The sequence below is a fragment of the Curvibacter delicatus NBRC 14919 genome (genome assembly GCF_001592265.1).
Classification (GTDB): Bacteria; Pseudomonadota; Gammaproteobacteria; order Burkholderiales; family Burkholderiaceae_C; genus Hylemonella; species Hylemonella delicata.
On sequence record NZ_BCWP01000051.1, the window covers coordinates 1 to 17,247 of the forward strand.

General features: G+C 64.3%; 16 protein-coding genes. 11 read left to right on the top strand and 5 right to left on the bottom strand.

Going from position 1 to position 17,247, the window contains the following annotated elements:
• Positions 1-87 precede the first annotated feature (87 nt).
• From CDE01S_RS16635 to cutA, 4 genes are read left to right on the top strand one after another with little or no spacing between them, the layout of a single operon-like run.
• Complete coding sequence (locus CDE01S_RS16635) at positions 88-1,314, top strand: efflux RND transporter periplasmic adaptor subunit (RefSeq protein ID WP_066710245.1); 1,227 nt, start codon at positions 88-90, stop codon at positions 1,312-1,314.
• A 12-nt stretch (positions 1,315-1,326) separates the two neighbouring features.
• Entirely contained in the window at positions 1,327-4,482 is a 3,156-nt protein-coding gene (locus CDE01S_RS16640) for an efflux RND transporter permease subunit (RefSeq protein WP_066710247.1), read from the top strand.
• On the top strand, positions 4,475-5,926 hold the full coding sequence (locus CDE01S_RS16645; RefSeq protein WP_066710277.1) for an efflux transporter outer membrane subunit: 1,452 nt from the start codon (positions 4,475-4,477) through the stop codon (positions 5,924-5,926). The genes CDE01S_RS16640 and CDE01S_RS16645 overlap by 8 nt, the downstream gene beginning before the upstream one ends.
• A gap of 53 nt (positions 5,927-5,979) precedes the next feature.
• Complete coding sequence (cutA, locus tag CDE01S_RS16650) at positions 5,980-6,318, top strand: divalent-cation tolerance protein CutA (RefSeq protein WP_066710250.1); 339 nt, start codon at positions 5,980-5,982, stop codon at positions 6,316-6,318.
• Positions 6,319-6,340: 22 nt separating this feature from the next.
• Here the strand turns inward: cutA and CDE01S_RS16655 are convergent, their stop codons facing one another.
• Both CDE01S_RS16655 and CDE01S_RS16660 read right to left on the bottom strand, forming a co-directional pair.
• On the bottom strand, positions 6,341-6,634 hold the full coding sequence (locus CDE01S_RS16655; protein WP_066710254.1) for a hypothetical protein: 294 nt from the start codon (positions 6,632-6,634) through the stop codon (positions 6,341-6,343).
• Between the two features lie 185 nt (positions 6,635-6,819).
• On the bottom strand, positions 6,820-9,168 hold the full coding sequence (locus tag CDE01S_RS16660) for an ATP-binding protein (RefSeq protein WP_066710255.1): 2,349 nt from the start codon (positions 9,166-9,168) through the stop codon (positions 6,820-6,822).
• 166 nt (positions 9,169-9,334) lie between these two features.
• Between CDE01S_RS16660 and CDE01S_RS16665 the strand changes: the two genes are divergently transcribed.
• Positions 9,335-9,739, top strand: coding sequence for a PaaI family thioesterase (locus CDE01S_RS16665; protein ID WP_066710258.1), 405 nt, complete (start codon positions 9,335-9,337; stop codon positions 9,737-9,739).
• Positions 9,740-9,760: 21 nt separating this feature from the next.
• On the opposite strand, the gene CDE01S_RS16670 is transcribed toward CDE01S_RS16665, so the two are convergent.
• Positions 9,761-10,174, bottom strand: a complete 414-nt coding sequence (locus CDE01S_RS16670) for a glycine zipper family protein (RefSeq protein ID WP_245636205.1) — start codon at positions 10,172-10,174, stop codon at positions 9,761-9,763.
• 145 nt (positions 10,175-10,319) lie between these two features.
• Here CDE01S_RS16670 and CDE01S_RS18720 point away from each other — a divergent pair, with 145 nt between their 5' ends.
• Together CDE01S_RS18720 and CDE01S_RS16675 are read left to right on the top strand one after the other, a co-directional pair.
• Positions 10,320-10,460, top strand: coding sequence for a hypothetical protein (locus tag CDE01S_RS18720; protein ID WP_169802278.1), 141 nt, complete (start codon positions 10,320-10,322; stop codon positions 10,458-10,460).
• A 455-nt stretch (positions 10,461-10,915) separates the two neighbouring features.
• Positions 10,916-12,793, top strand: coding sequence for a phosphoenolpyruvate carboxykinase (GTP) (locus CDE01S_RS16675; protein WP_066710262.1), 1,878 nt, complete (start codon positions 10,916-10,918; stop codon positions 12,791-12,793).
• A gap of 91 nt (positions 12,794-12,884) precedes the next feature.
• On the opposite strand, the gene CDE01S_RS16680 is transcribed toward CDE01S_RS16675, so the two are convergent.
• A complete protein-coding gene (locus CDE01S_RS16680; protein WP_066710265.1) occupies positions 12,885-13,304 on the bottom strand; it encodes a hypothetical protein in 420 nt (139 codons plus the stop codon).
• Positions 13,305-13,427: 123 nt separating this feature from the next.
• On the opposite strand from CDE01S_RS16680, the gene CDE01S_RS16685 reads away from it, so the two are divergent.
• Genes CDE01S_RS16685 through CDE01S_RS16695 form a run of 3 tightly spaced genes read left to right on the top strand, consistent with a single transcriptional unit; the run spans position 13,428 to position 15,769 of the window.
• Positions 13,428-14,417, top strand: coding sequence for a LysR family transcriptional regulator (locus tag CDE01S_RS16685; protein WP_066710267.1), 990 nt, complete (start codon positions 13,428-13,430; stop codon positions 14,415-14,417).
• 4 nt (positions 14,418-14,421) lie between these two features.
• Positions 14,422-15,318 carry a metallophosphoesterase gene (locus CDE01S_RS16690; protein WP_066710268.1) on the top strand — a complete coding sequence of 299 codons (897 nt, stop codon included), beginning with the start codon at positions 14,422-14,424 and terminating at the stop codon, positions 15,316-15,318.
• A 28-nt stretch (positions 15,319-15,346) separates the two neighbouring features.
• A complete protein-coding gene (locus CDE01S_RS16695) occupies positions 15,347-15,769 on the top strand; it encodes a universal stress protein (protein WP_066710270.1) in 423 nt (140 codons plus the stop codon).
• 39 nt (positions 15,770-15,808) lie between these two features.
• Here CDE01S_RS16695 and CDE01S_RS16700 read toward each other — a convergent pair whose 3' ends face one another.
• Positions 15,809-16,645, bottom strand: coding sequence for a M14 family murein peptide amidase A (locus CDE01S_RS16700; protein WP_066710272.1), 837 nt, complete (start codon positions 16,643-16,645; stop codon positions 15,809-15,811).
• 52 nt (positions 16,646-16,697) lie between these two features.
• Between CDE01S_RS16700 and CDE01S_RS16705 the strand changes: the two genes are divergently transcribed.
• Positions 16,698-17,216 (top strand): flavin reductase family protein, encoded by a 519-nt coding sequence (locus CDE01S_RS16705; protein ID WP_066710274.1) that lies wholly within the window; start codon positions 16,698-16,700, stop codon positions 17,214-17,216.
• Positions 17,217-17,247 lie beyond the last annotated feature (31 nt).

Below are 17,247 nucleotides of genomic sequence, written 5' to 3' on the forward strand. Positions count from 1 at the left end.
TCAGCAAATCCCTAATTCATCCGCAAAATGGCCTTTTGCTGCGGTTTGCCGCCACCGGCCATTCACTTTTATCCCCGAAGGAACGTCATGTCTGCCTTGATCGATATCAAGCCCGCGCTCGCCCATTTGCCGTCCCGTGGCAGCCTGGCGCTGACCAGTCTGAGCATCAGCCTGCTGCTGGCCGCCTGCGGCCCCTCGTCTGCACCCGGAGGCGGCGGCCCCGGCGGCATGCCGCCGGCCGAGGTCGGTGTGGTCACCGTCACGCCGGGCGACATTGGCCTGGTAAGCGAACTGCCGGGCCGGCTGGAGGCCTCGCGCGTGGCGCAGGTGCGTGCCCGTGCCGCCGGCATCCTGCAACAGCGCCTGTTCCGCGAAGGCAGCGATGTGCAGGCCGGCCAGCCGCTGTTCCGCATCGACCCCGCGCCCTACGCCGCCGCGCTGATGCGGGCCGAGGCCAACCTGGCGCAGGCCGCCACACTGGCCGAGCGCTACAAGCCGCTGGTCGAGGCCAACGCCGTCAGCAAGCAGGAATACGCCAACGCCGTTGCGGCACACAAGGTGGCCGAAGCCGATGTGCAGACCGCACGCATCAACCTGGGCTACGCCAACATCACCTCGCCCATCTCCGGCCGCATCGGCCGTGCACTGGTGACCGAAGGCGCGCTGGTCGGCCAGGGCGAAGCCACGCAGCTGGCCGTGGTGCAGCAGATCAACCCGATGTATGTGAACTTCACGCAGTCGGCCGGCGAGGTCATGGCACTGCGCCGAGCCATGGAGCAGGGCCAGCTCAAACGCGCCGGCAAGGATGCCGCCAGTGTGCGCATCGTGCTGGAAGACGGCAGCGAGTACGCGCAGGCCGGCAAGCTGCTGTTCTCCGACCTGACGGTGGATGCCACCTCAGGCCAGATCACGCTGCGCGCCGAAGTGCCCAACCCGGGCGGCACGTTGCTGCCGGGCCTATATGTACGTGTGCGGCTGGAACAGGCCCAGGCCAGCAACGCCATCACCTTGCCGCAGCAGGCCGTGACGCGTTCGCCTCAGGGCGACTCGGTCATGGTGGTCGGCGCTGACGGCAAGGTCAGCCCGCGCCCGGTCAAGGTCGGCAACCAGCAAGGCGGCCAGTGGGTCATCCTGGACGGTCTGAAGGCCGGCGAACAGGTCATGGTGGACGGCTTCCAGAAGCTGCGAGGTGATGCGCCGGTCAAACCCGTGCCCTGGCAGGCACCGGGCAGCAAACCGGCCGCTGCGGCAGCAGCCTCTCCCGCACCGGCTGCTTCCGCGCCGGCTTCTGCGGCTTCGCGTCCCGCTCGCTAAAGGGATTCCAACATGGCGAAATTCTTCATCGAGCGCCCCATCTTCGCGTGGGTGATTGCGCTCTTCATCATCGTGCTGGGCAGCGTGGCCATCACCCAGCTGCCCATTGCCCAGTACCCGCCGGTGGCGCCGCCCTCCATCGTGGTGTCGGCCACCTACCCGGGCGCCTCGGCCCAGACGCTGGAGGACAGCGTGCTGTCAGTCATCGAGCGCGAGATGAACGGCTCGCCCGGCCTGATCTACATGGAGTCAGTGGCGCAAGCCAACGGCACCGGCCAGATCACCATCAGTTATGAGCCCGGCACCAATGCCGACCTGGCGCAGGTGGACGTGCAGAACCGCCTGTCGCGCGCCGCGCCGCGCCTGCCGGTGGCCGTGACGCAGCAGGGTGTGCGCGTCGACAAGTCGCGCAGCAACTTCCTGCTGTTCACCATCCTGTCCTCGGACGACCCTGCCTGGGACCCGGTGGCGCTGGGCGACTATGCCTCACGCAATGTGCTGCCTGAAATCCAGCGTCTGCCCGGCGTCGGCCAGGCCCAGCTGTTCGGCACCGAACGCGCCATGCGCATCTGGATCGACCCGGCCAAGCTGCTGGGCTACAACCTGTCGGCCGCCGACGTGACGAACGCCATCCGCGCCCAGAATGCCCAGGTCGCCTCGGGCGAAATCGGCAGCCTGCCCAATGTGGCCGGCCAGGGCATCGCAGCGACCGTGGTGGTCAACGGCCAGCTGTCGGGCATCGAGCAGTTCGGCCGCATCGTGCTGCGCGCCAACGCCGACGGTTCTGCCGTACGGCTCAGGGACGTGGCCCGGATCGAGTTGGGCGGACAGACCTACGCCACCTCGGCGCGCCTGAACGGCAAGCCGTCCACCGGCATCGGTGTGCAGCTCTCGCCCAGCGGCAATGCACTGGCCACCGCACAGGCGGTACGTGACAAGCTGCAGGAGCTGGAGACGTATTTCCCCAAGGGCATGAAGTGGGCCATCCCCTACGACAGCTCGCGTTTCATCAAGATCTCGATCTCGCAGGTGGCTGAGACGCTGTTCGAAGCTGTGGCACTGGTGTTCCTGGTGATGTTCCTGTTCCTGCAGAACTGGCGCTACACCCTGATCCCGACCATCGTGGTGCCGGTGGCCCTGCTGGGCACCTTTGCCACGCTGCTGGCGCTGGGCTTTTCCATCAACGTGCTGACCATGTTCGGCATGGTGCTGGTGATCGGCATCGTGGTGGACGACGCCATCGTGGTGGTGGAAAACGTCGAGCGCATCATGAGCGAGGAAGGGCTGCCGCCGCGGCAGGCCACGCGCAAGGCGATGGGCCAGATCTCGGGCGCCATCGTCGGCGTGACCGTGGTGCTGATCTCGGTGTTCGTGCCGCTGGCCTTCTTCAGCGGCTCGGTCGGCAACATCTACCGCCAGTTCGCGGTTGTGATGGGCGCCTCGATCGCCTTCTCCGCCTTCTTTGCGCTCTCGCTGACGCCCGCCCTGTGCGCCACGCTGTTGCAGCCGGTCGAAGCCGGCCACCACCACGAGAAGACCGGCTTCTTCGGCTGGTTCAACCGTGGTTTTTCCCGCACGGCCAAGGGTTATGAGAGCTGGGTCGGACGGCTGCTGCCGCGCGCGGCCCGCACGCTGGTGATCTATGCCGCCATCCTGGCGGCGGTGGCCGTCGTGTACATGCGCCTGCCCACCTCCTTCCTGCCCAACGAAGACCAGGGCACCATGCTGGTCAACGTGCAGCTGCCGCCGGGCGCCACGCAGGAGCGCACCTTGAGCGTGATGCAGCAGGTCGAGGGCTTCATCCTCAAGCAACCAGAAGTGCAGAGCATGGTCGGTGTGCTGGGCTTCAGCTTTTCCGGCCAAGGCCAGAATGCCGCGCTGGCTTTCGTGACGCTGAAGGACTGGTCCGAACGCCATGCCCCGGGCAGTTCTGCCCAGGATCTGGCCGGCCGCGCCTTTGGTGCGTTGATGGGCATCCGCGATGCCTTCATCTTCCCGCTGAGCCCGCCGTCGATCCCTGAGCTGGGCTCCTCGTCCGGTTTCAGCTTCCGGCTGCAGGACCGCGCCGGCCTGGGCCACGATGCCCTGCTGGCCGCGCGCAACCAGCTGCTGGGCATGGCGGCCAAGAGCCAGGTCATCACCCAGGTGCGCCCTGACGGTCTGGAAGATGCGGCCCAGTTGCAGCTCGACATCGACCGCGACAAGGCCAACGCCCTCGGGGTGGGTTTCGACGCCATCAACACCGTCATCTCCACCGCCCTGGGTTCGAGCTACATCAACGACTTCCCCAACGCGGGACGCCTGCAACGGGTGGTGGTGCAGGCCGATGCGCCGGCGCGCATGCAGCCGGAAGACCTGCTCAAGCTCAGTGTGCCCAACAGCCGCGGGCAGATGGTGCCATTGTCGGCCTTTGCCAGCACGCGCTGGATCCAGGGTGCGATGCAAACGGTGCGCTACAACGGTTATCCGGCCATGCGCATCAGCGGCAGTGCCGCACCGGGCTACAGCACCGGCGCCGCCATGGAAGAAATGGAAAAGCTGGCAGCGCAGTTGCCGCAGGGTTTCGGTTTCGAATGGACCGGCCTGTCGCGCGAAGAAAAACTTGCCGGTGCCCAGGCCCTGATCGTCTACGGCTTCTCCATCCTGGCGGTGTTCCTCTGCCTGGCCGCGCTGTACGAGAGCTGGACCATTCCGCTGGCCGTCATCCTGGTGGTGCCGCTGGGTGTGCTGGGTGTGCTGCTGGCCACGCTGTTGCGCAGCTACGCCAATGACGTGTATTTCCAGGTCGGCCTGATCACCATCATCGGCTTGTCGGCCAAGAACGCCATCCTGATCATCGAGTTCGCCAAGGATCTGCAGGCCCAGGGCAAGAGCCTGGTCGCGGCGGCGCTGGAAGCGGCCCACCTGCGCTTCCGCCCCATCGTCATGACCTCCATGGCCTTCACGCTGGGCGTGTTGCCGCTGGCCATCGCCTCAGGCGCCGGCTCGGCCAGCCAGCGAGCCATCGGCACTGGCGTGATCGGCGGCATGATCACCGGCACCGTGCTCGCGGTGGTGTTCGTGCCGATCTTCTTCGTGGTGGTGCGCAGCATCTTCAAGGGCAGCGCTCGCCAACATCAGGTCCACGCGCACGATGCTGCGCACATGGGAGTTCATCCGCATGAGTAAACCCTTTTTCCTGCGCACCTGGCCGGCGCTGGCCGCTGCTGCAGTGCTGGCCGGCTGCTCGCTGATTCCCAGCTATGAGCGCCCAGCCGCCCCGGTGGCCGGCCAGTGGCCCGACGCCAAAACAACGGGAACCACGGCCGCGACCACGCTGGCCGCCGACCTCGACTGGCAAGACTTCATCGGCGACACCAACCTGCGCTCGGTGATCCGGCTGGCGCTGGACAACAACCGCGACCTGCGCGTGGCGGTGCTCAATATCGAGCAGGCGCGTGCCCAGTACCAGATCCGCCGGGCCGACCAGTTGCCGACGATCAGTGCCGGCGTCACCGGCAGCCGGCAGTCGACCTCGGAGCTCACCAAGAGCGTCACCTCCAGCTACAGCGCCGGCTTGAACATCCCGGCTTCTGCCGCCTGGGAGCTCGACTTCTTCGGCCGCCTGGGCAGCCTGAAAGAAGCAGCCCTGGCCCAGTACCTGGCCACCGAGGAAGCGCGCAAGGCGGCCCAGATCTCGCTGATTGCCTCGGTCGCCAGCACCTGGCTGAGTCTGCAGGCCAACACCGAGTTGCTGGATCTGGCCCAACGCACACTCGCCACCCGTGAAGACTCGCTGCGCCTGACCCGTCTGCGCTTTGACAACGGAGCCACCTCGGCCCTGGACCTGCGGCAGGCCGAGTCACTGGCCGCCGCCGCCCGCGCCACCGCCGCCCAGCAACAGCGACTGCGGGCGCAGGACGTCAACGCCCTCACCTTGCTCGCTGGCCAGACCGTGCCCGAGCCCTTGCTGCGCGCCACCGAGGCCACCCCGTCTGCGTCCCTGTTCAAGGATCTCCCGGTCGGCCTGCCGTCCGAGGTCCTGACACGCCGGCCCGACATTCGCCAAGCCGAACAACAGCTGATTGCCGCCAATGCCAGCATTGGCGCCGCGCGGGCCGCCTTCTTCCCGCGCATCTCGCTCACCGCCTTTGCCGGCTCGGCCAGCAGCGACCTGGACAATCTGTTCAAGAGCGGAACGTGGGGCTGGACGCTGGCGCCTTCGGCCCTGGTGCCGATTTTTGACGGCGGCCGCAACCGGGCCAACCTCGAATCGTCCAAGGCGGGGCGCGAGATTGCCGTCGCCCAGTACGAGAAGGCGATCCAGACTGCTTTCCGCGAAGTGGCTGATACCCTGGCCGGCCGTGCCACGCTGGGCGAACAGCTGCAGGCCCAGCAGGCGCAAGCTGCCGCCGAGGGTGAGCGGGCACAGCTGGCCGAATTGCGTTACCGCAATGGCGTGGCCAGCTCGCTGGACTTGCTGGATGCCCAGCGCTCTTTGTTTGCAGTGCAGCAGCAAGTCGCGCAGACCCGGCTGGCACAGCAGCAGAATCAAGTGTCCCTCTACAAGGCGCTGGGGGGTGGCTGGACGCCGCCGGCACAGAAAACGCAAGAAAAGCAGGCGGGCCTGTGAAGCGTAAGCCGCAGCCCCATGTGCTGCGGCTGCTTTCGCGGTAAATTGCTGCAATGCAAAAACCCAGCCAGACGCCCGATGCCTTCTGCCTCGTGATGACCACCACCGCCTCCGAGGCGGAGGCGGAAACGATGGCGCGGCAGATCGTTCAGGCGCGGCTGGCCGCCTGCGTCCAGGTGCAGGCAATCAAAAGCTTCTATGTCTGGAAAGAGCAGCCCTGCGCGGAAAAGGAGTGGCTGCTGCTGATCAAGTCCCGTGTAGCGGTTTATAAGGCGCTGGAGGATTTCATCCGCGCCCATCACCGCTACGAGACGCCCGAGATCGTGCAATTGCCGATCACGGCGGGCTCAGCCGATTACCTGCACTGGCTGGCCCTGCAAACCGGCGCCTGAAGACGCCGGCTCTTTTTGCCACTCAGTGGCTGCGGAAGCTGGTCTCGTAGGAGATAGCCGCACCGGTCATGGTGTTTTGCAGGCGGGCAATGGCCCGGCGGTGGCGCTCGCCCCGGGCACCATCGCGCTGATGCTGACGGTGCTGCTGAATCAGGTTGTTGAGCTTGCTGCGGCAGGGATCAAGTACACCGGCCAGATGCAAGGCAATGTAGGCGACATGGTCGGCGTGGGTCTGACGGAACTCGTCGGTCCACTCTTTGAAAAGCTGCCATTTGTAAGTACCCTTTTCCGGCACCTTGATGGGATCTTTGTTCATAACCGCAATACAAAAATGGAGGGAATGAAGACCTTCCCGGTAACCAAGCCCTTTCTCCGGGCCGGCTGGTTCAGACCTTCGCCATGTGGTTATCACGTATGAACCCCATCCGCGGTTGACAGCTTCGTGTAATTTTTTGTTTTGGCCAGCGTCAGGCCGCCCTGAAAACCATTTCCACGGCAGGGTTACTGGAGGAATCCCATGCTGCGTGCCTCGCGCACTTCCGGCTTGATACGGTGCTCAGCCTCCAGTTGCGCCAGGAACTCCAGCACCTCCATCTCGGCGCCAAGAATGAGCGCCTGGCGCCGCACTGCCGCGAAATCTCCCAGGCACAGCTGGTCAAGCAGGGCCAGACGGCCACGCACCTCGGCTGTCAGCCGGGTCGGATCGCCCCCCAACGCCTCGGCCACGAACATGGTTTCGCGCTGGGCCGGCGTCAGCGGCTTGAAGCGGATCTTGAACGTGAACCGGCGCAAGGCGGCCTGATCAATGCGGTCCAGCAAATTGGTCGTGCAGATGAAGATGCCGTTGAAACGCTCCATGCCCTGCAGCATCTCGTTGACCTCCGTCACCTCGTAGGTACGCTGGGCACCGCGCCGGTCTTGCAAAAAACTGTCGGCTTCATCGAGCAGCAACAGCGCGTTTTCGCTCTCCGCCTCGGCAAACATGGCGGCCATGTTCTGCTCCGTCTCGCCGATGAACTTGCTCATGATGTCGCTCGCCTGGCGGATCAGGAGGGGGCAACCCAGCACGCTGGCGATGTGCTCGGCCAAAGCCGTCTTGCCACTTCCCGGTGGACCGTAAAAGCACAAGGAACCATGCCCGCGCGCCTGCAAGGCCTGCACCATGCGTGCCACTTCATAGCGGCTTTCCAGGTTGAGGAGGTCGAGCTGGTACTGCGTCACCATGCGCCGTGCCGACGCGCCACTGTCACGGTTGCCCAGCGCCTGGTCGGCATTGCGCAGCTGCCGCTCGATCAGCGACTCCATGCGGCGTGCTTCGGTATCGGCCGCCTCTACTGCCTTTTCCAACGCCACGTCACCCACCAGCCCCGCAAAGCGCACCGCGGTTCTGATCTGCGCCGGTGTCAGCCCCTTGCGCGCCGTCAGCCGGGCCACGAAAGCCTCCGAGACGGGCACCCCTTCCAGGGTCTTGCGGACCAGCCCCTCGCGCGCACCCGGCGCCGGGGACTTAAGTTCGAGGTGGTAGGCAAAACGGCGGCGGAAGGCCGGATCGATCTGTTCGATGCGGTTGGTCACCCAGATGGTGGGCACCGGATTGGACTCCAGTATCTGATTGACCCAAGCCTTGCCGCTGACGCTGCCGCTGGCCGGTACCGCTACCTGCTCGGCACGTGCCAGCAACTGGGCCGCCTCGGTGGAGATCGGGGGAAACACATCCTCCACCTCGTCAAACAGCAAAGCCGCCTGGGCGCTGCCCTTGAGGAACACCTGGGCAATCTGCAGTGAGCGGTAGCGGTCGCGCCCGCTGAGCGAGTTGCCATCGCGATCGGCGTATTCGACCTCGAACAGGTCCAGGCCGGCCGCCTGCGCCACCACCTTGGCCAGTTCGGTCTTGCCGGTGCCAGGCGGGCCATAGAGCAGCACATTGACACCGGCCTCCTTGCGCATCACGGCATGGCGCAGCAAGGCACACAGCATCTGCGCGTCATCCTCGACAAAAGCAAAATCGCCCATGCCCAGATGGCTTCTGGCCGAGGGCCGGGTGAACACGGCCATCAACTCGGATTGGTCCCGGTACTGCCGCATCAGCACCGGCGGCAGTTTTTCACTGACCTTCATCAGATCGGCCAGATCGGTGATGTTGTGCTCGGAAATCAGGTTGTCCACCAGGCCGATGCGCTCCAGACGTGAACCGGCGCGCAACGCCTCCCCGACTTCGGTCGGGTTCACGCCGGCCACCTCGGCAATCACGGCATAGGCCTCGGGCGCATTGTTGACCTTGAACTCCACCAGCACGCTGCGCAGTTCACGCTGGTAGCGCGCCAGCGTGCCGTACAACAGTAGCGCCCGCTCCGCCTGGTTCAGTTGCAGCAGGCTGGCCAAGGCATCGATATTCTTTTCCACCAACGTGGACTGCTTCTTTAACGCCTGTGCCAGCCAGTCGCGCGTGACGGCCAGAACGGTCAGCAGGTCCTTGGGCTGGTCCTTGGCGTACTCGTCGAGGTAGAAAAACAGTGTGCCTTCCTCGTACGGACCGCGCCAATCGCCGAAGCGGGCCAGAAACTCACGGTCATTCAACGACTCCTGGCCATGCCACAACTCGTTGCCGGCACAGCGGCGGCCCAAGAACTCGCGCAGCCGCTGAAGCACGGAGGTCGGCCACACCAGATGGCGCCCGGCCAGTGACACCACGCCGGCCAAGTCACGCCGGGCGTTGAACCCGCCCCCGGTACGGGCCGTCAGCGTCAGAATGAAGTGCGAGCACATCAAATCCAACACCGGTGCCTGCCCGAGACCCGGAGAAACGAGGACCTGTCCATTCGTCCTCTCGGCTACCAAACGCTTGACCATCAAACGCCTCCAGCACGGATGTCTGTGTGGATCACGATAACCCAGACTGCGCTGCGTGGGAAGTCCTGGGTCCAAAAGTCTGCCAGCTGACGAAAACCCGATTGACGATCACCCGCTGCTCGGTCAGGCTCATGGTTTGATACCTGACCCTTTATTTGGAGACCCCATGGATACCCGGCAATTGCAGACCGCGCTGACAGACTATTTCGCACCCTGGATCCAGGCACTCCAACTTGACGTGGTCTCCCATGATGCCCATCAGGTCACGTTGCGTCTGCCGCACAGCGATGCGCTGGCGCGGACGGGTGGCATGGTGTGCGGTCAGGCCATGATGGCCGCTGCCGATACGGCCATGGCCTTGGCCGTCTTCAGCCACTTTGGGCAATTCCGGCCCTGCACCACGGTGCAGATGAGCAGCAGCTTTCTCAAACCCCTGTCGGCTCAGGATGGTCTGGTTGAAGCCCGGCTGCTGCGGGTCGGCAAGTCCTTGGCTTTCGGTGAAATCGATATCCGCAGCGCCTCTGACGGCAAGAGCGTTTGCCGCGCCTCAGCCACTTACGCGTTGCTCTAGCCTTTGAGGTGTTGTTCGGCCTCAATTCCAGCCGATCACGTCCAGGCCTTTCTCACTGATGCAGCGCTGCACAAAATTGCGATAGGTGCTGCTCGGCTTGTCCTGCATGGCGCCGCTCACCGCACCAGCCGAACCGCCCACCGCCGCACCGGTGGCGCCGGCACGCACCACCCCCTCCGTATCGCGCCCCGTCACCAAGGCGCCGACAGCGGCAGCCACGCCAACCGTGGCCGCGCCCTGCCCTGCCCGTCGTGCCACGGCGTTGTTTTTCTCGTCCGGCGTCAGGCCCGCCACTTGCGCGCGACCCAGGCAGGCATTCACCTCTTGCTGGGCCCGGGCCTCGCCCATCCGCTGGAAAGCGGCGTTCGGGTAGAGCACCGGGCGTGCGGAAGAACTACCGGGACCGGTGGCTGCACATGCCGTCAGCAATAGCAATGGGAGAAGGTGTGTCTGTATGCGTTTCATGTCTACCTAACGGGTGCGGTTTCCGCTGCGCTGACCGCATCGGAGCCTCATGTTTGTGAAAATGTAAAATCCGTCCAGTTGTTATATCCGCCGTATCAAGCAAGAAGGAAACACCATGTCGAACCCGACCCCCGCACATGACGCCAGCCAAGCCGATCCGATCGAGAGCATCGTGCACTCCATTCCTGTCGTGATTCCCGTGGTCGGCGGTCTGCTGATTTTCCTGCTGGCCTTTATCGCCGTGTTCATGGCCTGATCACGCGTCTTCTTGAGAAACGGGCCTCGCCCGCTGCTTGCCGGTCCGTTTCCTCTGTTCTTCCTGCTTCCTCCCGCGCTTCAGCCTAGCAGCGCCGATCTCCTTGCCGTTTTTCTCCTGACGGCCCCATGTTGCCGGAAATCTTTTCCTCGCAGCGTCTTTTGATCCCTTTCCGATCCCGTTGAATGCGTCCGATTCTTGACGCTGAACGCGCCCGCTCGTCGCGTTGACGACCTGGCACGGTCGTTTTCGTTTCAGAACTCACAGCAACATAACATCATGCATGTTTTGCATAGATTTTGGCTGTCATCGCGGCGTAACAAACAGGCAAGTTCATACAATGAGCCCCGCCGCAGACCAATTTCACTGCTGATTTTTTCCAAGCCGGGGCTTCCTGCCTTTCATGGCCCATAGCGCGCCGGCTTAGAAAAGATCATTCAACTAGGAGCCTCCCCATGAACTCTCCCGTGATGCAGGGCATTCACCTCAATGCGCCGAGCTATGTCAAGAACCCCAAACTGTTGGCTTGGGTCGCCGACATGGCGGCCCTGTGCAAGCCCGACAGCATCTACTGGTGCGACGGCAGTGACGAGGAATACAAGCGCCTGTGCGACCAGCTGGTCCAGTCGGGCACCTTCACCCGGCTCAACGACGCCAAGCGGCCCAACAGCTTCCTGTGCCGCTCGGACGCCAGCGATGTGGCGCGCGTGGAAGACCGCACCTTCATCTGCTCGGCCCGCAAGGAAGACGCCGGCCCGACCAACAACTGGGTCGAGCCGACCGAGATGCGCGCCCTGCTGCAGTACGGCACGGCCGACGGCAAACCCGCTCTGTTCAACGGTTGCATGAAGGGCCGCACCATGTACGTGGTGCCTTTCTCCATGGGCCCGCTGGGCAGTGACATCGCCCACATCGGCGTGGAACTCTCCGACAGCGCCTACGTGGCCGTCAACATGAAGCTCATGACCCGCATGGGCAAGGCCGTCTATGACGTGCTAGGCACCGACGGCGAGTTTGTGCCGGCCATGCACACCGTCGGCGCGCCGCTGGAAGCCGGCCAGAAGGACAGCAGCTGGCCCTGCAACCAGACCAAGTACATCGTGCACTACCCCGAGACCCGCGAGATCTGGTCTTATGGTTCCGGCTACGGCGGCAATGCCTTGCTGGGCAAGAAGTGCTTCGCGCTGCGCATCGCCTCCAACATGGGCCGCGAACAGGGCTGGCTGGCCGAGCACATGCTGATCCTGGGCGTGACCAACCCGCAAGGCAAGAAATACCACGTGGCAGCCGCCTTCCCCAGCGCCTGCGGCAAGACCAACTTCTCGATGCTGGTGCCACCGAAGGACTTCGCGGGCTGGAAGGTCACGACCATCGGCGACGACATTGCCTGGGTCAAGCCCGGCAAGGACGGCCGCATGTACGCCATCAACCCGGAAGCGGGTTACTTCGGCGTCGCCCCCGGCACCAACTACAAGACCAACCCGAACTGCATGGATTCGCTCAAGAGCGACGTGATCTACACCAACGTCGCGCTGACCGACGACGGTGACGTGTGGTGGGAAGGCATGGACGGCGAAGCACCGGCGCACGCCATCGACTGGCAGGGCAAGGACTGGACGCCGCAGATCGCCAAGGAAACCGGCGCCAAGGCCGCACACCCGAACTCGCGCTTCACGGTGGCCGCCACCAACAACCCGGCGCTGGACCCCGAGTGGGACAACCCCAAGGGCGTGGCCATCGATGCCTTCATCTTCGGCGGCCGCCGCTCCAACACGGTGCCGCTGGTGACCGAGGCCCGCAACTGGGTTGAGGGTGTCTACATGGCCGCCACCATGGGGTCGGAAACCACCGCCGCCATCATTGGCCAGCAGGGTGTGGTGCGCCGCGATCCGTTCGCCATGCTGCCCTTCACCGGTTACCACATGGGTGACTACTTCCAGCACTGGCTCAACCTGGGCGAGAAGGTTGCCGCGCAGGGCGGCCGTCTGCCGGCCATCTTCACCACCAACTGGTTCCGCAAGGGCGAAGACGGCAAGTTCGTCTGGCCCGGTTATGGCGAAAACATGCGCGTGCTGAAATGGATGATCGACCGCATCGAGGACGAGGCCAAGGGCAAGGAGCACTTCTACGGCCTGAGCCCGACCTACGAGGAAATCAACTGGAAGGGCCTGGACTTCACGCCCGAGCAGTTCCACTCGGTGACCAGCATCGACAAGCAGCAGTGGCTGGCCGAACTCAAGCTGCACGACGTGCTGTTTGAGCAGATCGACGCCCGCCTGCCCAAGGCATTGCGCGACACCCGCCAGCGCATTGAAAAGCTGCTGAGCGCCTGAGCCTACGGTTGGCGCGCAAGCGCCAGCCAGCAAAAAAGCCACCGCATGCGGTGGCTTTTTTTACGTCGTGTGAATCTGAAGATTCAGCGCATCAGGCTTCCTGGCGTGTACGGGCGGCTTGCAGATCGGCCATCACGCGCTCATCTTTGCGCGCCAGTTCCCACAGACGCTCATCGGCGCGCTTGCGAGCCACGCCACGCGACCACGCATCCAGCGCCTTGATCGAACGTGCGGCCAAATGGCGGGCCGTGTCTGCCAGCAAGGCGATGGCGGCAAAGCCCACCACCCACAACACCACCCAGCCGGCCAGCAGATGACCATCGGCCCAAGTGTCGACCAACTGGTCAGCCACCACAACCAGTGCGGCCACCATGGCAGCCAGCAACATGGCAGCCAGACCTTTGGTGGTATCAAAACCCTTGCGCATCTTGCCGGCGGCAGCCACGGCGTTCTCAAGACGGGCAACCCCTGGATGACTGCTGGGGTATTCAACGTGTACAAAACTGGTCATGATGGACCTCCTTAGCGATACAAAATCTTTGCGATGCCGTGATATTAGGGTTATCTCTAATGTGATTCAACTTTATTGTTGTGATGCACAATATTCACAGCAGTGATATATCAAGCTTTGCCCATGAATCCGCTTAACTTTCGCACCCTCGACCTCAACCTGCTTCGTGTCTTCAATGAGGTCATGGTTGAGCGTAGCCTGACAAAAGCCGCAAGTAAGCTATCACTTACACAACCTGCCATCAGCAATGCCCTGCGTCGCCTGCGTGAAACACTTGGTGACGATTTACTGCGCCGCAGTGGCCAAGGTTTGGAGCCCACCCCGCGGGCGCTGGCACTCTGGCCCACGGTGCAGGAAGCGCTGCGCCAGCTGGAAGAGACCCTGTCGCCGGGCAGTTTCGTTCCGGCCGAGGCCAATACCACCTTTGTGCTGGCCACCGCCGACTCCACGGCGGCAGAGTTGATTCCCGGCCTGGTGAAAGTGCTCGACCAGGACGCCCCGGGCGTCACCATCCGGGTGGTCCCCCTGACGACGCGCGACCCGCGCCGGCTGCTGCAGGAGGAATCCGCCGACATGGCGATCGGCTACTTTCCTGCGGTGATCGCCGGCCTGACGGCCCAGGCCGAAGCCGGCGAAGCCGTGGCCTTTCATCACCAGCGCCTCTATTACAGCAAGTACGTGTGTGTGATGCGGCGCGATCACCCCCTGGCGAGTGAGCCGTTGACGCTTGAACGCTTCTGCGAAGCGCGCCACCTGCTGGTGAGTTTTTCCGGCCGGCCTTACGGCTTCATCGACCAGGCACTGGCCTCGCTGGGGCGCCAGCGGCATATCGTGCTGACCGTCAACCAGTTCTTCACCGCCGGCCGGGTGGTGGCCACCTCCAACTTGCTGACCGTGCTGCCGCGCCACTTCGTCAGCGTGACAGGCATCGCCGACCAGCTGGTGCTGCGTGAACTGCCCTTCGAGGTGCCCGCCATCCATGTGGACGCCCTGTGGCATCGCCGTGTGCACCATCACAGCGCCCATGAATGGCTGCGCGGTGTGGTGGCCCAACTGCCGAGTCGCGCCCATGCGGACAAACTGACGTCCAGCGTCATCGACCTGGGACAATGACGGCGTGAAGATCCAGCTGCTTTCCGACCTGCACCTCGAAGCCGACCCCAGCTTCGCTCCCACACCAGCCCCCAGCGCCGATCTGTTGGTGCTGGCCGGTGACATCGGCTCCTACCAGGCGGGCTCACAACTGCATGATCACGACTTTGGCCTGGGCCGGTTCTCGCCCCGCCACGGCTGGCCCACCCCTGTGCTGTTCGTGCCCGGCAACCATGAATACGACCGGCAGGATTTCGATCAGGCGCATGCGCGTCTGCAAGAGACGTGCGAGCGGCTGGGCATTCGCCTGCTGGAGCGCGAGGTCGTGACCGCGGCTGAGCTGCTGGGCCCCTCGGCACCGCCCGTGCGCTTTGTCGGCACCACCTTGTGGAGCGACTTTGATGCCCTGAATCCGGCTGCGCCCTCCATCGGCAGTGCACTCACCCAGGTGCTGCAGGCACGCGACAAGGCCTTTCGCGCGGCCAACTTCTACCTGCGCAAGACGGAGACCATCCGCTTCGGAGAACCGATGTTGGCCGAACAGATACGTGAGCAGGCCCTGGTCTGCCAGGCCTGGCTGCGCGACACGCTGGCACAGCCCTTCGATGGCGAGACCGTGGTCATCACCCACTTTGCCCCCAGCCTGCGCAGCGCCGACCCACGCTACGGACTGGCCCCCGGCACTGCCGGTTTTTGCAATGCCTTGGATGACCTGCTGCCGCAGGCCCGGCTATGGCTGCACGGTCACCTGCACTGCCCGAGCGACTACACGCATCACGGCTGCCGCGTGGTGGCCAACCCGCTGGGTTATGCTCGCAAGGGCGAACAGGCCCGGTTCCATCCGACGCTGTGCCTGGACTTGCCCAGTAATCTCTTCCGGAAATTTGACGCGGGTCATGAATCGACCGGTGTCGCTGGATAAACTACGGTATCGAAACGAGGAGCTGACCATGAAAATTCTTCTGGCCGTCGACGGCAGTGAATACACCAAGAAAATGCTGGCATACCTGACAACCCACGACGAGTTGTTCACGGCCGCCAACCAGTACACCATCTTCACCGTACAGCCGGCGCTGCCGCCCCGTGCCCGCGCCGCTGTGGGCAAGGAAATCGTCGACAAGTACTATTCCGAAGAAGCCGAGAAGGTGCTGAGCCCGGTGTCCAAGTTCCTGACGCGCCACGGCATCGATGCCAAGAGCGTGTGGAAAGTCGGCCATGCCGGCGAGAACATTGCCAAGATGGCCGAGTCCGGCAAGTACGACCTGCTGGTCATGGGCTCACACGGCCACAGCGCCCTGGGCAATCTGGTGATGGGCTCGGTGGCGACCCAGGTGCTGGCGCACTGCGAAGTGCCGGTCCTGCTGGTCCGCTAAGCCGGTTGGCGACGCCCGCCCCAAGCGGGGTGGGCGGCCTTAAGGACGCAGTGGCGCGTCCGTGCCATCTGCAGCCAGGGTGTCTCCCATCCACTGGCGCAAGTCCTGCCACATGCGCTGAATTTCCACGTTACGCGGCGTCAGCAAGGCACTCGGCAGTTCGATCGTGACCACCGGCATGCCCTTGTGCACGCCACCATAGTTGCCCAAGGAGCCGGGGAAGATGCCGACCTGATCCAGGTACAGGCGTCCCAGCCGGCTGGGCGGCTGGATCGGTCCGTCAAAGTCCAGCACCCCGTAAGGTGCATGGATGCTCACGATCAGGTTGGGCTGGAAGCGCTGCATCTCTTCGTGCAGGAACTTCGACTCCGGCTCGCTCAGCGGGGTCTTACCCGGCCAGCGGCGCGGGTCTTTGCGCGTGCGCTTTTCCCAGTAAAACGGTGCATCGCGTTCCCAGTTCGGCGTGGGGAAATTGCGGTTGAGATCGACGCCGTTGGCGTTGACCCGGTGTGAGGGCCGGCTGAACAGCCCGTCCGGATTGAGCGCCGGGATGAAGCGCCAGTGCGTACGCTCCGGTGCCTCCTGCGCCAGCTGGATCCAGTGCAGGGCCACCGACGACGACGACAGCTCATCCCCGTGCATGCCACCGATCACCAGCACACGCAGGCGCGCGCCCTCGGGCCGGACATCACGCGTGTAGATCGGCCGCCCCTGGACGCTGCGGGCGCTGGAGTCCTGCAACTGGGCCTGCTCGCACAGCGCACGCTGGACGTTGGGCAGGCGGGCATAAAAATCGTCACACGCGCGCCCGGCATGGGCAACACCTGCCGCCAGCAAGGCAAGCGACACGGACAGCTTCTGAAAACCAAAGTGCATGGCGCAATTTTAGGCCTCGGCCAAGGTCGGCAAATTCAGGTACATTGCCTTCATGTCTTCGTCTGTTGCGGGCCTGCAGGCCCGCCCCCCGAGCTTCACGCAAACCGAATTCCGCCACGCCCTGGGCATGTTCGCCACCGGTGTGACCATTGTCACGGCACGTGCTGCCAACGGCAAGCTGGTCGGCCTGACGGCCAACTCATTCAACTCGGTCTCGCTGCAACCGCCACTGGTGCTGTGGAGCCTGTCGCATGCAGCCGCCTCCATGGCGGCGTTCAGCAGCGGCTCCCACTACGCCATCAACATCCTGGCTGCCGACCAGCAGGAGCTGGCGCGGCGCTTCGCCACCAAAGGCGTGGACCGCTGGGCCGGGGTTGATTTCACGGAAGGGCACGGTGGCGCGCCGCTGCTGGCCGGTGCCGCCGCCACCTTCGAGTGCTTCAACCGCAGCCGTTACGACGAGGGTGACCACGTGATCTTTGTCGGCGAGGTCGAGCGCTGCGCCCACCGCGCCGGCGCCTCGCCACTGCTGTACCACGGCGGCAAGTTCTACGCCGAGCATCCGTTGTGACTGTTGCACACCCCCAGGCTGCGGGCACTGC

Excerpts from the sequence above, each read along its gene's own strand:
- CDE01S_RS16635 (WP_066710245.1), top strand. The coding sequence starts at position 88 with ATGTCTGCCTTGATCGATATCAAGCCCGCGCTCGCCCATTTGCCGTCC.
- CDE01S_RS16640 (WP_066710247.1), top strand. The coding sequence starts at position 1,327 with ATGGCGAAATTCTTCATCGAGCGCCCCATCTTCGCGTGGGTGATTGCG.
- CDE01S_RS16645 (WP_066710277.1), top strand. The coding sequence starts at position 4,475 with ATGAGTAAACCCTTTTTCCTGCGCACCTGGCCGGCGCTGGCCGCTGCT.
- cutA (WP_066710250.1), top strand. The coding sequence starts at position 5,980 with ATGCAAAAACCCAGCCAGACGCCCGATGCCTTCTGCCTCGTGATGACC.
- CDE01S_RS16655 (WP_066710254.1), bottom strand. The coding sequence starts at position 6,634 with ATGAACAAAGATCCCATCAAGGTGCCGGAAAAGGGTACTTACAAATGG.
- CDE01S_RS16660 (WP_066710255.1), bottom strand. The coding sequence starts at position 9,168 with ATGGTCAAGCGTTTGGTAGCCGAGAGGACGAATGGACAGGTCCTCGTT.
- CDE01S_RS16665 (WP_066710258.1), top strand. The coding sequence starts at position 9,335 with ATGGATACCCGGCAATTGCAGACCGCGCTGACAGACTATTTCGCACCC.
- CDE01S_RS18720 (WP_169802278.1), top strand. The coding sequence starts at position 10,320 with ATGTCGAACCCGACCCCCGCACATGACGCCAGCCAAGCCGATCCGATC.
- CDE01S_RS16675 (WP_066710262.1), top strand. The coding sequence starts at position 10,916 with ATGAACTCTCCCGTGATGCAGGGCATTCACCTCAATGCGCCGAGCTAT.
- CDE01S_RS16680 (WP_066710265.1), bottom strand. The coding sequence starts at position 13,304 with ATGACCAGTTTTGTACACGTTGAATACCCCAGCAGTCATCCAGGGGTT.
- CDE01S_RS16685 (WP_066710267.1), top strand. The coding sequence starts at position 13,428 with ATGAATCCGCTTAACTTTCGCACCCTCGACCTCAACCTGCTTCGTGTC.
- CDE01S_RS16695 (WP_066710270.1), top strand. The coding sequence starts at position 15,347 with ATGAAAATTCTTCTGGCCGTCGACGGCAGTGAATACACCAAGAAAATG.
- CDE01S_RS16700 (WP_066710272.1), bottom strand. The coding sequence starts at position 16,645 with ATGCACTTTGGTTTTCAGAAGCTGTCCGTGTCGCTTGCCTTGCTGGCG.
- CDE01S_RS16705 (WP_066710274.1), top strand. The coding sequence starts at position 16,698 with ATGTCTTCGTCTGTTGCGGGCCTGCAGGCCCGCCCCCCGAGCTTCACG.